This window comes from Zymobacter palmae, from assembly GCF_003610015.1.
In the GTDB taxonomy this organism is placed as follows: Bacteria; Pseudomonadota; Gammaproteobacteria; order Pseudomonadales; family Halomonadaceae; genus Zymobacter; species Zymobacter palmae.
Genome location: NZ_AP018933.1, coordinates 1189420 through 1202578 on the forward strand (window position 1 = coordinate 1189420; position 13159 = coordinate 1202578).

The following is a 13159-nucleotide window of genomic DNA, read 5'->3' on the forward strand; positions in this document are numbered from 1 at the left end:
CTTGAGCGCCGTTTCTTTAGGGTGAGGAAGGTTCGTTTTCAGGCATTCGGCTGAAAGTTGACTAGATCACTATTGTAGGTACGCATACGTTCGGGGGCAGTCAGTACGGGAAGCTGACTGTCAGGTTGGGCTTGGCGTTCTAGAATTGTACGGTAGCTCAGCACGGCCAGGACGTACTCGCGTGTTTCCTTGAACGGAATCTGTTCGATGAACAGGTCAAAGGGCAGGTCGCTGGTGCTTAGCCAGCGGTCTACGCGATTGGGGCCTGCATTGTAGGCGGCCACGGCGGCAATGCGATTGCCCTGATAGCGGTCGAGCAGTGAGCGCAGATAAGCGCTGCCCAGCGCGATGTTGGTGTCAGGGTCATTCAGATCGCTGACGCCCGCATAGGGAATACCTTCCTTGCGGCTGACATGCTTGGCCGTTGCCGGCATCAGCTGCATCAAGCCTCGCGCACCGGCAGAGGATTGAATGACGGGGTTATAGGCGCTTTCACGGCGCGCAACGCCCATCAGCAGATAGGTGTCGAGCTGACGTGTGGTGGCCCAGCGATTGAACATGTCCGGGTAGGCCAGCGGAAAGCGCAATTCAACGGCATCCCAGATGCGCCTATCCAGAGCGGCCGCTACGGTCAGGTTGTACCACTGTTGGGATTGCGCAAAAGCCGCGAACTGTCGGCGTTCTTCTGGCGAAGCGTTTTTCAACAGCCATTGCCACTCGCTTAAGGCCAGTGATGGTTCGTCGATTTTGTAGAGTGCCTGGATGCGTTGGATGGCCGGTATTTGGCTAAGGCGCTGGCGGGTACCGTTGTCGACCGCGGCGGGCTGAATCGGCAGCGCATAGGGCTGGTGCAGACGATCTGCCGCTACGAAGGCGTAGAAATCGTGTCCCTGTGCGGCCTGTTTGAAGGCCGCATTGGCTTCCTGTTGGCGGTCGAGTGCGGCCAGAGCCCGTCCTTGCCAGTATTGCCAGCGAGCATCGCCGTGGGTGCGCGGTGATAGGTGATCGACCCAGCGAATGACATCCTGCCAAGACTGGGCCAGCAGCGCATTGCGTATGCGCAATAGTGTCAGATCATCGTCTTGGCGCTGCATCAATCGCTGATCGACCCAGCTATTGAATCCGGGCGTCTGGCGTGACAGGGTGAGCTGAAGCAGATCATGCTCAAGCTGAGTACGCTGTTCAGGCATCAGCACCAACTGGTTGCCCCGCGCTTGCCAGAAGCTTAGTGCTGCAGCCGTATTCTGGCGTGCATAGCGATAGAGGCTGCTGTAGATCAGCGCTTCGCGAGCATGGCCGTCAGATGTGCTAAGAGCGGGCAATTGTGCCACTGCTTCCGGCTGATTGCGTACGTTATCAAACGCGTCCAGCGCACCTTGCCAGCGCGGTGAACCCTCGAACCGCTTACGAAGCTGATCGACTTGTCGCATGTCCCCCTTGCGCCAGACAGCCATCATGCGTTGCCAGTCATCGGCATTATCCAGTCGTGCTGTATCGCGCAGCTGCGTGAACAGGCCGTTGCACTCATTGGGAATGTTCTGGCCGCTGCGCCACAGCTCGCGGGCATCGGCGGCGGCTTGGTTGGCCACCGGAGCAGCCTGCATTAAACGTGCCGACAGCAGGTAGCACTGGGCCTGCAGATTCTTGGGCAACGTCTCATTACTGACGGCCAATAGCGCTGCCATGTTGCTGGCCTTGCCGTATTGCAGCTGAGCCTGATTGCGCATCCATTCGGACACCGGGGAGTCCTGATGAGCGCTGATGAACTGGTTGATGGTGGCTGGAGCCACGCTGGGCAGCTGCTGAAGCAGCCGGTGATAGGTGAGGTAGCCTTCCAGCACATGCTGAGAAAGTGCCTTTTGATCCATCGTGTCCCAGACACTGCTGCGAGCATCGCTGAGCGCCTGACGCATTTCCTGATCGGATGCCGCCTCTGTGGCGAACGCAGGCCCCATCAGGCCTGTCAGGCCCAATGCCAGTGAGAAGGCCAAGCGTCGCGAGGTCAGCGACAGCGTGCCGAAAGAAGCGCTCATACATCATCTCCTTGAATAGCAGGAACGGGCGAGCGTTCCCACATAGTGTCGCTGCTCCGCTTGAACCTGAAAAGAGAACGGCGGCGGGGCAGTGTCAGAACCTCTCACGGGTTCATTGAGTGTGGCGCAATACGCTGGAAACGCGGTGCCGTGTCATGGGACAACGGGACAGCTGACATTATCCGTATTACGCTGAGATTGTGCCAATGGTGACCCATCGTGATAGCGGGCATTGACTATCAGTGAGGATAAGACGTACCTAGGTGGCTGTCGCTGTATAATACCTGATCTTGCGGGATGGATATGCAGGCATGATAGCCATCACGCTTTGAATTTTCAGACGAGGCGAATATGACGCGAAATACCTCACCAAAATGGAAGCGCCTGTTGGCTCCACGTCGCTGGCGATTGCTTTGGCAAGCGGGGAAATCCCTCAAACTGCTGGTGCCCATGTGGCGCGACTGCTTGCTGGGGCGCTATCGGCCCTTGCCGTGGAAAGCGCTGATTTTGTCGCTCGTGATCGTCGGCTATCTGCTATGCCCGTTTGATTTGATTCCCGACGTTATCCCACTGTGGGGATTGGCTGACGATGTGGTGATCTGCGGTTGGCTATTGTCGCGTCTTTACGATGCTATGCAGCCGTGGCGCGAATGGCATGCGCTTCATCCAAAGTAAGCCATGTGTACGCTTTGGCCCGTGTGTGGCGTGTAGATAGACTCTTGCGCCTTTGTAAAGAGAGAGGGCGGCGCATGTGAGAGGGCGTACTGACGTGTTCTGTAAAAAGAGCACGGGAATGATTGTGTCAGAATGAGGCGCAGAAAAAAGTCTTTTTAGAGATGTTATGAGACAATAAACCCGCCAGTAGGCGGGTTATTATAAATAATAAAGTTAATGAAGAAGGCCAAGGTAGATGGCTTTAATAACGGCATTCGTTTTATTCGGGCAGTCAAGCTTGTGCATTACCTTGCGCAAATGGAAGTTTACAGTGCTGTGGCTCAAGCTAAGAATCTGGCTAATTTGATCGGCAGTTTTTCCATCACCAGTCCATCTCAATACTTCTTTTTCTCTTTCGCTTAATGATATTCTATTTGTAGCATTGTTTTTGAATTGATTCATTTTGCTTAAGACTGATATGGAAATCCATTGCATTTGAAAGTGGATATTATCCATATCTTTTTGAGACATTCGATCAGTTGAGTCCACCCAGAACATGCTAAATATAGATTCGCTTTCAATGAGCGACTGTGCCCAGCATGCTTTCCGACCAAATCCATAGTACTCTTCCCATAATTCGGGGGCTTCGAAGAACAGAGGTTCATTTGTCGTTCCTCTGCAATAAATGGGTTCCATCGACCTCGCGCAATGCCTTACTCCCGGACCATCATCATAACCACCGTCCTCTGCCTTCTTCATCATCTCGTCTTCGGCAGTATTCATTACCATTGCCTTTCTTCTGGTTAGGGGTATTGGCAAGGCAGTTCGCCAACCGGCGTAATCGAATCCGAATGGTTTTATTATCTTGACTGTGGCATCGAGCACGTCTTGCATATTTGTTGCATTGTTTAGGCCGTCAAATAGGTCTATCTGCCATTGGCTGTTCATTTTGTCGTACCTTTATGACTGGTTTAATGCTGCTTGTTACTGTAAAGAAATCTACATGCCAGCAGCTACTGAACCAATAGACAGGGTGGCAAAAGGGTATTAAGTGAGTGGGGATACTAGGTACCTGCTAATAAAGAACCATAATGCGCATTAAGAGATCGTTTCAAAACCTGAGTGGTTGATTTTTACCTTGCTAGAATAAGTGGTTTCTGCTGCACTTTTGTGACTTAAAATTCCCTAAATAACAGAGATATTAAAGTTATTAAACACGCTCTAATTCCCTGTAGCGCTAGGTTGGAATAAATTAATATATTTTGGATCGGGAAATGTCACAATTTTTACTGTATTTTATTAAATAGGTTGGGTTTTTCTTAACTATTTGTAGTGGTGGTAATGGTTTTATTTTTTTAAATTGATTATTGGTATTTGTGGTGTAGTGATGGTTGTGAGTAATAGGTTATATTTTTACTCGCGTATCTAATGTTGGCTTATTTTTATTAAGGAAGGGTGTTTTCTTGAAAGCTATATCGTTCGATAATTTCGACTTCTGATTTTTTCTCTACGTTTTGATAGCATCTAGTATATCGTCTAGTTCATTGTGCCGGAGTCAACTTCCGATCTTGGTGGGGCAAGGTTAAGTATCTCGGACCAGCAAGCATAATTTAATAAATAATAATTTAATATAAATTATTTATATATTTGTTGAAATAACCTTGTATCGCATTGAATACATTTTTGTTTTGAATTTCAAATAATGCTTATTAATGTTGAGATCGTAACTAATAAGCTGTTTCTGGAAGGTAGGAGACATCGCAAATAGTGTTATTCGTGAGTATTTTGGCTATAACCTTAAAAATATTCTAAGCCGTTTTCTGTGGCTCTCGCTTTATCTTCTATCTCAGCCGAAGTCGGTCCTTGATGTTCCTTGTGCCTACAGTTCCCTGGATGAGGCGAGCTTTCTACAGCTCTAAAAAGCATGGGGTGTTCCACTTGGAATTTCCATTTCAGCAACCATATAGCTCTTTCGGGAGACGAAATCGTCAGCCCCTTTACCCCCCAGATTTCTTGCAGAATCTGCCCTGGAATCTTGTTTAGAAACGCGCTCTAAGCCAATAAATACTGCAGTTTAGGAGGTTAAAGTGGAATCCAAGCAGACCCTCGGCTTTCAGACGGAAGTGAAACAGCTATTGCAGCTAATGATTCACTCTCTGTATTCCAACCGCGAGATATTCCTGCGCGAATTGATCTCTAATGCCTCAGATGCGTGCGATAAGCTGCGTTATCAGGCGCTCGACAATGACGCGCTTTATGAAGGTGATGCGGAGCTGCGCGTTGAGATCAGTGCCGATCGTGAAGCTCATACGCTGACGCTGCGTGACAACGGCATCGGTATGGACCGTGACGATGTCATCGCTAACCTAGGGACTATCGCACGCTCTGGCACCATGGAGTTTCTAAAGCAGCTGACAGGTGAACAGAAGAAAGACTCTCGCCTGATCGGACAGTTTGGTGTCGGCTTCTACTCGGCCTTCATCGTGGCTGATGAAGTGACAGTCAATACTCGCAAAGCGGGGACGCCAGCGTCCACGGGTGTGCAGTGGCAGTCGCGAGGTGAAGGTGAGTTCACTGTAGAACCGCTAGAGCGTGCGGAGCACGGCACGGAAATCATCCTGCACCTGCGTGAAGATGCCTTGGAGTTCGCGGAGGAATACCGTCTGCGCCATCTGATTCGCAAATACTCTGACCACATCGACTTGCCCGTACGAATGCAGACGGTGGTTGATAGCAGCGAACAAGAAGGTGAAGAAAAAACGGTGCCGGTGTGGGAAACCGTTAATGAAGCACAGGCGTTGTGGACGCGCCCGCGTAGCGATGTATCCGATGACGAATACACCTCTTTCTATCAGCATATCGCGCACGACGGTGATGCACCGCTGGCTTGGAGTCATAACCGCGTCGAAGGCAAATTGGAATACACCAGTCTGTTGTATGTGCCGTCCAAGGCACCGTTTGATCTGTACCAGCGCGAAGGTGTTCGCGGTCTGAAACTGTACGTCCAACGCGTCTTCATCATGGATGACGCCGAGCAGTTCTTGCCACTGTACCTGCGCTTTATCAAAGGGGTGGTCGATTCCAACGATCTGTCCCTGAACGTTTCGCGTGAAATCCTGCAACAGGATCCGCAGGTCGAGAAAATGAAGAGTGCGCTAACCAAGCGTGCGCTCGACATGCTGAAGAAGTTGGCCAAGAACGATGCCGAGAAATACCAGAACTTCTGGAATGCGTTTGGTTCAGTACTGAAGGAAGGTCCTGCTGAAGATTTCAGCAACCGTCAGCAGATTGCCGAACTGCTGCGCTTCTCGACGACCCACACCGATCAGCCGCTGCAGGATCAGTCGCTGGCTGATTATGTGAGCCGAATGAAAGAAGGGCAGCAGAAGATCTATTACGTTGTGGCTGATGGTTTCAATGCCGCTCGCAACAGCCCGCAGCTTGAGATCTTCCGTAAGAAAGGCATCGAAGTGCTGCTGTTGTCCGACCGCATTGACGACTGGCTGATGGCGCATCTGGGTGAGTTCGACGGTAAGTCGTTTGCCGATGTGGCGAAGGGCGATCTGGATCTTGGCGACGTCGAAGACGAAGCAGAGAAGAAAGCGCAGGAAGAAACGGCTAAGGCGAAACAGCCGCTGATTGAGCGTCTGAAAGGCGTGCTGGGCGAGCGAGTGGCAGATGTTCGCGTCACGCACCGCCTGACCGATTCGCCGGCCTGTGTCGTGCTGGATGAGCATGATGTCGGTTTCCAGATGCGTCGCCTTATGGAGGCTGCAGGGCAGCCAATTCCTGAAAGCCGTCCGATTCTGGAGATCAATCCAGACCATGCCCTGGTGCAAGGACTGGAAGGAGCGCCCGACGAGCGCTTTGACGATCTGGCGGCCATCCTGCTGGATCAGGCGATCCTTGCTGAAGGCGGGCATCTTGATGACCCGGCAGCGTATGTAAGGCGCTTGAACAAAGTGCTGACCGATACCCTCTAAGTCATCGGTTGTTTACTTTGTCGTTCTGACCATGGCGCGCGCCTGAGTTTTGTCGATTCAGGCGCGCGTAGCGTATTCAGTGGCGGGTTTTCCATAAGCTGACGTTATTTCCATATTTTTTGCACTTTTTTAGTGAAACGACGTGTATTGAATGGAAAAATGATTTATCGATATGTTTTGAAAGGAAGTTTTTCTGATGACGAGGGGTGATAGCAATCATTTACTCTACGTTATGGCATTATTACAAGACGCTCGTTTCCTTAAATAGAGGTCATAAAAGCACGGTATTCCGTGTGGATTATGGTAGGGTTTGCCGGGTGTTTAGTCCGAGAACCTTTACGATGACGCGAGCTTTTTCACGGCCCGTATGGATGCTGTCCTTGGCGTTGGTGACGCTGGGTACATCGGCAATTGCCAGTGTGCCTGTATCACAGCACTCGCCAAAGGCTGCCATTACGCCGGCAGCAGCGCATGCTGCTGTTTCCCTGACGACCATGCCTGATCTTCGCGATCAGCCTGCAGGTCCAGAGCGCAAGGAAGCTTTCATCAGTCTACTGATGCCCATCATCAAGGAACAGAATGCCCAGATCGCCAGAGACCGGGAATGGTTACTGACAGCGCGTCGGGCAAATGAATGGACCAATCAGGCGGCAACCCGCTTCGATGCTATCTGCAAGCGCTATGGTGTGTCATGCACCAGCGCCCAGCCCAACCAGATTCCCTGGGACCGGCTGCTCAGTCGTGTTGATGTGATTCCCTCCCAGATGGTGATGGTTCAGGCCATCGAAGAGTCTGGCTGGGGCACATCGCGTTTTGCACGCGAAAGCAATAATCTGTTTGGCATGCGCTGCTTTGGCCGCAACTGCGGCGTGGCTCAGCAGGGAATCGACCCTGACGAGGCCCAGCGCTTCCAGCAGTTCGCGTCCGTTGAAGATAACGTGCGCGCCTATCTGCTGAACATCAACACCCATGCGGCTTATGAAGGGCTGCGCCAGCAGCGCGCCCAGCTACGTCGTCAGGGTCGTCCTGTGCAGGCGGGTACCTTGATCGCCTCTCTGGAACGCTATTCCGAGCGTGGGCCGCTGTATCTGGCCCAGCTGCGTTCGCTTTTGACGACCAACCGCTCCTTGATTGAGCGTCACCATCAGCGCAGTAGTGAAGATCGCATGATGGTGGCTGACAACGTCAACGCTCCACGCGTATAAGCCCGCAGCGATCGACGGTTGCCGATCGACATCATCGCCCTTGCTGTGTCACGCAGCAGGGGCGATGTCATATCTGGGATCAACAATCTATCAAAAGTGCCGTACCTCATAGCGGATAGCCGATCGTTGTAACGATACCGGCATAACGCAGCGTTATAGTGATCACTGATGATATTGCAGGGCGTTATTCATCACCCTCTGGTGTATTGAACCGATATCCCACCCCCCGAACCGTATCAATTAGCATCGCGGACAGCTTTCGCCGCAGGTGGTGTACATGCACCTCCAGCGCATTTGAATCCACCTCGTCGCGCTGACCATAGACTACCTGTTCTAGGTACGCTCTGGTCAGCACTTGATCCGGATGATTGGCAAAGGCCACCAGCAGTGCATATTCACGGCGGGCCAGCGTAATTGACTGCCCCTGCCAGTACACCTCGCGTTTGCCTTCGTCGATGCGCAGCAGGCCGAGCGCAATGACGCGGCTGGCGCGACCCGCCGAGCGCCGGATGATCATCCGGAGCCGAGCCAGCAGTTCCTCGACTTCGAACGGCACCTGTACGTAGTCGTCGGCGCCGATATCCAGAACGCTGACCTTCACAGCGAGCGCTTTCTGCGGAGTAACCACCATGACGGGCAGCGTAGAAGTTTCACGCAGCTGGCGTAACAATTGCACACCGTGTTCGGCAGGTGTCGGAAGGTCCATGATAAGTGCTGCAAAATCATTTTCGGCCACGGTGTTCAGAAGCTGGTTATCCTGCTCGATAACGTTAACGTGATAACCCTCTGTTTCCAGAAGCGCTTTGACAGATTTTTCTGACGTGGGATCATTCATGCTGAGCAATAGGCGCATGCCGTTTCCTCGATCGCGTGCTATTGCTAGATAGCGTAGTCCATGCGGCGGTCCTCATCGTTCCAGAATGGAACGTATGTGCCGAGCGAAATAAGATAAAGCAGTTAATGGCCGCGACGCTTCAGGGCGACGCGGGGTATCATGGTGAAAACGATGGCGTATCTAGCCCTTCGGATGGGGGCGCGCTGCCGTAATGACGTCTTAGCAACAGGGAAGGAATGGAAGATTATGTCTGAGCAAGGACAACGGGTGGCCGTACTGGGCGGTGGCAGCTTCGGGACGGCATTGGCCAGCATTGCGTCGGCAAAGGGCGCACGGGTGCGGCAGTGGTTGCGAGATCCCGCGCTGGTCGAGCGTATCAACCGTGACCGTGTGAACGACCGCTATCTGCCTACATTCCGTATCGACGACAATGTCGAAGCCTCCACGGACATGCAGTACGTGCTGAGCGATGCCGAGCTGGTGCTGGTCGCCATTCCCTCCAAGGCATTCCGGCAGGTAGTGCGCCGCGCTGCTCAGTGGATTACGCCGGATCAGATTCTGGTCAGCACTACGAAAGGAATTGAAGCAGAGCGTTTCACATTGATGAGTGAAATCCTGCTTGAAGAGACCCCCAGCCGCCATGTCGGTGTACTGTCGGGCCCCAATCTGGCGTCTGAAATCGCTGACCGCCAGCTGACCGGTAGTGTGGTCGCCAGTGATGACCCGGTGACTCGCACGCGTGCTCAGCAGGCGCTGAGCTGTGATTATTTCCGTGTTTATGCCAGCAATGACCGCTATGGCGTCGAGTTGGGTGGGGCACTCAAGAATATCTATGCCATTGCGGCAGGCATGGCGCATTCGCTGGGCATGGGTGAGAACACGCGTAGCATGCTGATCACGCGTGCGCTGGCAGAAATGAGCCGTTTTGCCGTGCATCAAGGCGCCAACCCTATGACTTTCCTCGGTTTGGCCGGCGTAGGTGACCTGATCGTGACCTGTTCGTCAGCATTGTCGCGCAACTTCCGTGTCGGTCTGGCGCTGGGAGAAGGAAAAACGCTGGAGGAAGCCATCGAAGCGTTGGGGCAGGTGGCTGAGGGGGTCAATACAGTAGCGCTCATTCAGAAAAAAGCCGCCGAAGAAGATATCTATATGCCGTTGGTCAGTGGTCTTCACCAGGTCATGTTTGAAGGGGTGCCTCCTCACTATATGGCGAAAGCGCTGATGCGAGGTGAGCTGAGTAGTGACGTCGAATTCACTCTGCCGCGTGAGGAAACGCGCTCTCATCACAATGATCTGACATCGTCTTCCTGATATTGCATGTCGCATACGGCCATCGCTTGATCGAGTGACCGCCGTGTGCGATCTGGAAATTATTGGGCATCGCTCTGAAGATGCACAAATCCAGAGAGGAAAGTCTGACGTACAGTCCCTTTCATCCAATGCGAGGCCACTATCCATGCAGCAACTTTTCATCATGCGCCATGGCGAGGCGCTGTTTGATGCACCTGATCCACAGCGCTCGCTCAGTGAACGAGGACATCGGCAGGCCGCCGAAACATCCCAGTGGCTCGCAGAAAAGATGGCGGGGCGTAACGTCCGCTTGCTGGCAAGCCCGTTCACGCGAGCCCAGCAGACGGCGCATTATGTTGCTCAGGCGTTGAATGTTCCCATTGAGTCTCAGCCATGGCTGACGCCTGATACGCCAGTAGCTGCGGTAATGGCGGGGTGGGATGCTCTATGGATGACGGCTGACGACGCGCAGTGCTGGGTTTGGGTCAGCCATATGCCGTTGGTGGGCTATCTCGGGCGCTATCTAATAGAAGGGAAAGGTGTGGGCAGCGATGCTTTCGCTACGGCAGAGGTCGTGCAGTACGAGGCAGATGTCTGGGCGGCAGGCTGTGCTTATGCTCGCTCGCGCTATCGGCCGCAGTCATGACCTGCCCGGTGGTCATCAGCGCTACGGCAGCCTCTGACCCTGCAGAGGCGCTGCGCTCGTAAATCACCCGTTATAACGTCCCTTTTTCAAAAGTACATAGACAGCGCCGGTGCCTCCGTCAACGGGCTGGGCCGAGCTGAAGGCAATTACCTCTGGCAGTTCGCGTAGCCATGCATTGACATGGCTCTTGATGACCGGGTAGTCCGCCAATCCTCCCCATGCCTTACCGTGCACGACTAGCACGCAGCGCATCCTTTCCGTCATGGCATCGTGAATGAAGTTTTCCAGTTCTTGGCGGGCTTCTTCCAGCGTATAGCCGTGAAGATCAAGTCCCGCCTGCCATTCGTACTCACCTTTTTTCAGTTTACTGATAGTGCGAGCGGGAAGGTCTGGCAGGAAGAACAGCAACGACTGGCCCGGCGTAACGGGCTCGACCCGGCCGTCGCTGGTGCGTGAGCGCGCTTGGGTATCGTCTGTATGGGTAGCGGCCATCCGGCGTGCCAGCACGGCTTCGTCCTGTTCTTTCTTGGCCCGCAGTGTTGCGCGTACGTCGACACGATTGGTATGGCGCTCGTCTAGACGCTGTACCTTGATGTCCTTGAGTGCCTGACGGAACACGTCAAGATCATCGTCGAAACTGTCATTGTTCATCAGGGGCCTCCAAAAAAGTCACCAAAGCGAATTGTTACACATAGCATAATAGTGACATAAAACCATATGCTTGCATGAAGATGTCGGCGATAGGCGCCGTATTCTAACAGCTGTTGTCTGATTCGATCGCTGTCATGTGTAATGCGATCAGCTGTTAATCGTATCGCCTATGGTCCATACGGACAGGCCTATAGGGTGGGGGTGGGGTGCGATATCCAAGCTCATCAGTCCCGTGCTATTTCATGCTTCAGCCAATCCAGATAGTCCTGAATGGCCTGCTCATCGCGCATGCAGTAGGACCATTTCTGATGTTTCTGGACGGTAATGAAGCCCGCTTGCTTCAGAATGTCGAGGTGGCGACTGACTGTCGGCTGAGCGATGCCAAGTGCCTCGGCAATCAGCGTCATACAGACGCCGAAAGCCTCCGGGTCAGCCGACCACTGATGACTAAAGTGAGTCTTGGGGGCTTTCAGCAGCCGAAGGATGGTCATCCGCAGTTCGCTTGCCATTGCCTTTATTTGCATTGATCTATTCATGTGTTCATCATATAGTCATATTGCAAAATTAGAAAGTGAAGTAGGCGATAAGGATCAAAAATATGAATATGCTGGCGCTGCCCTATACCTGTTTCATTGAGGGTAATGCCGTGCGCTGGGGAAAGATGGGGCGAGGGGCTCCGCTGGTTGTGCTGCATGGTACGCCTTTTTCATCGCAGGTCTGGCGGCGCATTGTGCCTCAGCTGGTGGATCACCGTACCGTCTATTACTTCGATCTGGTGGGGTATGGTCAGTCCGAAATGCGGCAAGGGCAGGACGTCTCCTTGGGCGTGCAGAATCGGGTGCTGGCAGCACTCTTTGGTGAATGGGGCCTTGTGCGACCGGATGTACTCGCACACGATTTTGGCGGTGCGACTGCGCTGCGGGGTTACTATCTGAATGGACTGCGCTATGCCTCGCTGACTCTTTTTGATGCAGTTTCACAGGCCCCGTGGGGATCGCCGCTTGTGCAGCATGTCCGTCAGCATGAAGAGGCTTTCGCTGGCATGCCTGACTATATGCATCGTGCCGTGCTACGTGAGTACCTGCAGACAGCAGCAGTACAGCCGCTGTCCGAAGAAGCGCTGGCTGTCTACATGACGCCTTGGATCGGTGAGGTGGGGCAGCCTGCGTTCTACCGGCAGATTGCTCAGATGGATCAGGTGTATACCGATGAAATAGAAGAGCAGTACGAGGGAATGGACTGTCCCGTCACTGTACTGTGGGGAGAGGAAGACGGCTGGTTGCCTGTCCATCAGGGTATTTCTCTGGCGGATACTCTTTCCGATAAGTCCTGTATACGGGTGCCCGACTGTGGTCATCTCATGCAGGAGGATCGGCCTGAAGCCGTAGTGGCAGCGGTGTTGAAGACCATCGCGCGGGCATGAATTGGTTGGAAACACTGGCTATCCAACCAGAAGGTTGTCGTCGTGCCACCCTCTTGGCGATAACGTTAGCGTGGAGACTAACCCTCGGGCAATGTCGTGTGCCATGGCCCTAAGAGAACAAGCACAAAGCACGTTTGGCAATGGGCGATAGGGAGTGATCATAAGATGGCTTCAGTATGAGTGGGAACGAAGCACTGTTGTTTCTCTCTTGTTAATGCACGCAAGGAGCTTTTTTACCACTTCGAACGTCTTCTAAACATAAAAAGATGGTCAAGAGACTTTTAGATATTGCGCTATCCCATTATGTTTAAGCGCCATAACGTGCCGGCTCATAGCCCATACCTTGTGTGCTCGCTATAATGGCGCGCAGAAGATAGAGTGATCTCATGTAAACATTATTCTTCTGTAACCATGATTGAATGCCAAAAGCCATTTTTAT

General features: G+C 52.9%; 11 protein-coding genes. 6 read left to right on the plus strand and 5 right to left on the minus strand.

The features are described from left to right. Nucleotides 1-38: 38 nt before the first annotated feature. Nucleotides 39-2033 carry a transglycosylase SLT domain-containing protein gene (locus tag ZBT109_RS05250; protein WP_027705372.1) on the minus strand — a complete coding sequence of 665 codons (1995 nt, stop codon included), beginning with the start codon at nt 2031-2033 and terminating at the stop codon, nt 39-41. A 351-nt stretch (nt 2034-2384) separates the two neighbouring features. On the opposite strand from ZBT109_RS05250, the gene ZBT109_RS05255 reads away from it, so the two are divergent. Beyond that, the gene (locus ZBT109_RS05255; RefSeq protein ID WP_027705373.1) at nt 2385-2708 is read left to right on the plus strand and encodes a YkvA family protein; all 324 of its coding nucleotides are present in this window, start codon (nt 2385-2387) and stop codon (nt 2706-2708) included. 213 nt (nt 2709-2921) lie between these two features. Here the strand turns inward: ZBT109_RS05255 and ZBT109_RS05260 are convergent, their stop codons facing one another. After that, nucleotides 2922-3635 carry a helix-turn-helix transcriptional regulator gene (locus ZBT109_RS05260; RefSeq protein ID WP_051523876.1) on the minus strand — a complete coding sequence of 238 codons (714 nt, stop codon included), beginning with the start codon at nt 3633-3635 and terminating at the stop codon, nt 2922-2924. A 1139-nt stretch (nt 3636-4774) separates the two neighbouring features. Here ZBT109_RS05260 and htpG point away from each other — a divergent pair. Both htpG and ZBT109_RS05270 read left to right on the plus strand, forming a co-directional pair. Then, nucleotides 4775-6670 carry a molecular chaperone HtpG gene (htpG, locus tag ZBT109_RS05265; protein ID WP_027705374.1) on the plus strand — a complete coding sequence of 632 codons (1896 nt, stop codon included), beginning with the start codon at nt 4775-4777 and terminating at the stop codon, nt 6668-6670. A 341-nt stretch (nt 6671-7011) separates the two neighbouring features. After that, nucleotides 7012-7875: a protein bax gene (locus tag ZBT109_RS05270; protein ID WP_232012871.1), complete on the plus strand. Its 864-nt coding sequence runs from the start codon at nt 7012-7014 to the stop codon at nt 7873-7875. Between the two features lie 184 nt (nt 7876-8059). Here ZBT109_RS05270 and ZBT109_RS05275 read toward each other — a convergent pair whose 3' ends face one another. Next, nucleotides 8060-8728 carry a winged helix-turn-helix domain-containing protein gene (locus ZBT109_RS05275; RefSeq protein ID WP_027705375.1) on the minus strand — a complete coding sequence of 223 codons (669 nt, stop codon included), beginning with the start codon at nt 8726-8728 and terminating at the stop codon, nt 8060-8062. Between the two features lie 228 nt (nt 8729-8956). Here ZBT109_RS05275 and ZBT109_RS05280 point away from each other — a divergent pair, with 228 nt between their 5' ends. Together ZBT109_RS05280 and sixA are read left to right on the plus strand one after the other, a co-directional pair. Continuing rightward, nucleotides 8957-10021 carry an NAD(P)H-dependent glycerol-3-phosphate dehydrogenase gene (locus tag ZBT109_RS05280; RefSeq protein WP_027705376.1) on the plus strand — a complete coding sequence of 355 codons (1065 nt, stop codon included), beginning with the start codon at nt 8957-8959 and terminating at the stop codon, nt 10019-10021. A gap of 145 nt (nt 10022-10166) precedes the next feature. Then, entirely contained in the window at nt 10167-10646 is a 480-nt protein-coding gene (sixA, locus tag ZBT109_RS05285) for a phosphohistidine phosphatase SixA (protein WP_027705377.1), read from the plus strand. 63 nt (nt 10647-10709) lie between these two features. Here sixA and ZBT109_RS05290 read toward each other — a convergent pair whose 3' ends face one another. Together ZBT109_RS05290 and ZBT109_RS05295 are read right to left on the minus strand one after the other, a co-directional pair. Further along, nucleotides 10710-11297, minus strand: a complete 588-nt coding sequence (locus ZBT109_RS05290; protein WP_027705378.1) for a Smr/MutS family protein — start codon at nt 11295-11297, stop codon at nt 10710-10712. Between the two features lie 224 nt (nt 11298-11521). Beyond that, entirely contained in the window at nt 11522-11833 is a 312-nt protein-coding gene (locus ZBT109_RS05295; RefSeq protein ID WP_051523878.1) for an ArsR/SmtB family transcription factor, read from the minus strand. 62 nt (nt 11834-11895) lie between these two features. Here ZBT109_RS05295 and ZBT109_RS05300 point away from each other — a divergent pair, with 62 nt between their 5' ends. Beyond that, nucleotides 11896-12720 carry an alpha/beta fold hydrolase gene (locus ZBT109_RS05300; protein ID WP_232012872.1) on the plus strand — a complete coding sequence of 275 codons (825 nt, stop codon included), beginning with the start codon at nt 11896-11898 and terminating at the stop codon, nt 12718-12720. Nucleotides 12721-13159: the final 439 nt, after the last annotated feature.

Excerpts from the sequence above, each read along its gene's own strand:
- ZBT109_RS05250 (WP_027705372.1), bottom strand. The coding sequence starts at position 2,033 with ATGAGCGCTTCTTTCGGCACGCTGTCGCTGACCTCGCGACGCTTGGCC.
- ZBT109_RS05255 (WP_027705373.1), top strand. The coding sequence starts at position 2,385 with ATGACGCGAAATACCTCACCAAAATGGAAGCGCCTGTTGGCTCCACGT.
- ZBT109_RS05260 (WP_051523876.1), bottom strand. The coding sequence starts at position 3,635 with ATGAACAGCCAATGGCAGATAGACCTATTTGACGGCCTAAACAATGCA.
- ZBT109_RS05270 (WP_232012871.1), top strand. The coding sequence starts at position 7,012 with ATGACGCGAGCTTTTTCACGGCCCGTATGGATGCTGTCCTTGGCGTTG.
- ZBT109_RS05275 (WP_027705375.1), bottom strand. The coding sequence starts at position 8,728 with ATGCGCCTATTGCTCAGCATGAATGATCCCACGTCAGAAAAATCTGTC.
- ZBT109_RS05280 (WP_027705376.1), top strand. The coding sequence starts at position 8,957 with ATGTCTGAGCAAGGACAACGGGTGGCCGTACTGGGCGGTGGCAGCTTC.
- sixA (WP_027705377.1), top strand. The coding sequence starts at position 10,167 with ATGCAGCAACTTTTCATCATGCGCCATGGCGAGGCGCTGTTTGATGCA.
- ZBT109_RS05290 (WP_027705378.1), bottom strand. The coding sequence starts at position 11,297 with ATGAACAATGACAGTTTCGACGATGATCTTGACGTGTTCCGTCAGGCA.
- ZBT109_RS05295 (WP_051523878.1), bottom strand. The coding sequence starts at position 11,833 with ATGAATAGATCAATGCAAATAAAGGCAATGGCAAGCGAACTGCGGATG.
- ZBT109_RS05300 (WP_232012872.1), top strand. The coding sequence starts at position 11,896 with ATGAATATGCTGGCGCTGCCCTATACCTGTTTCATTGAGGGTAATGCC.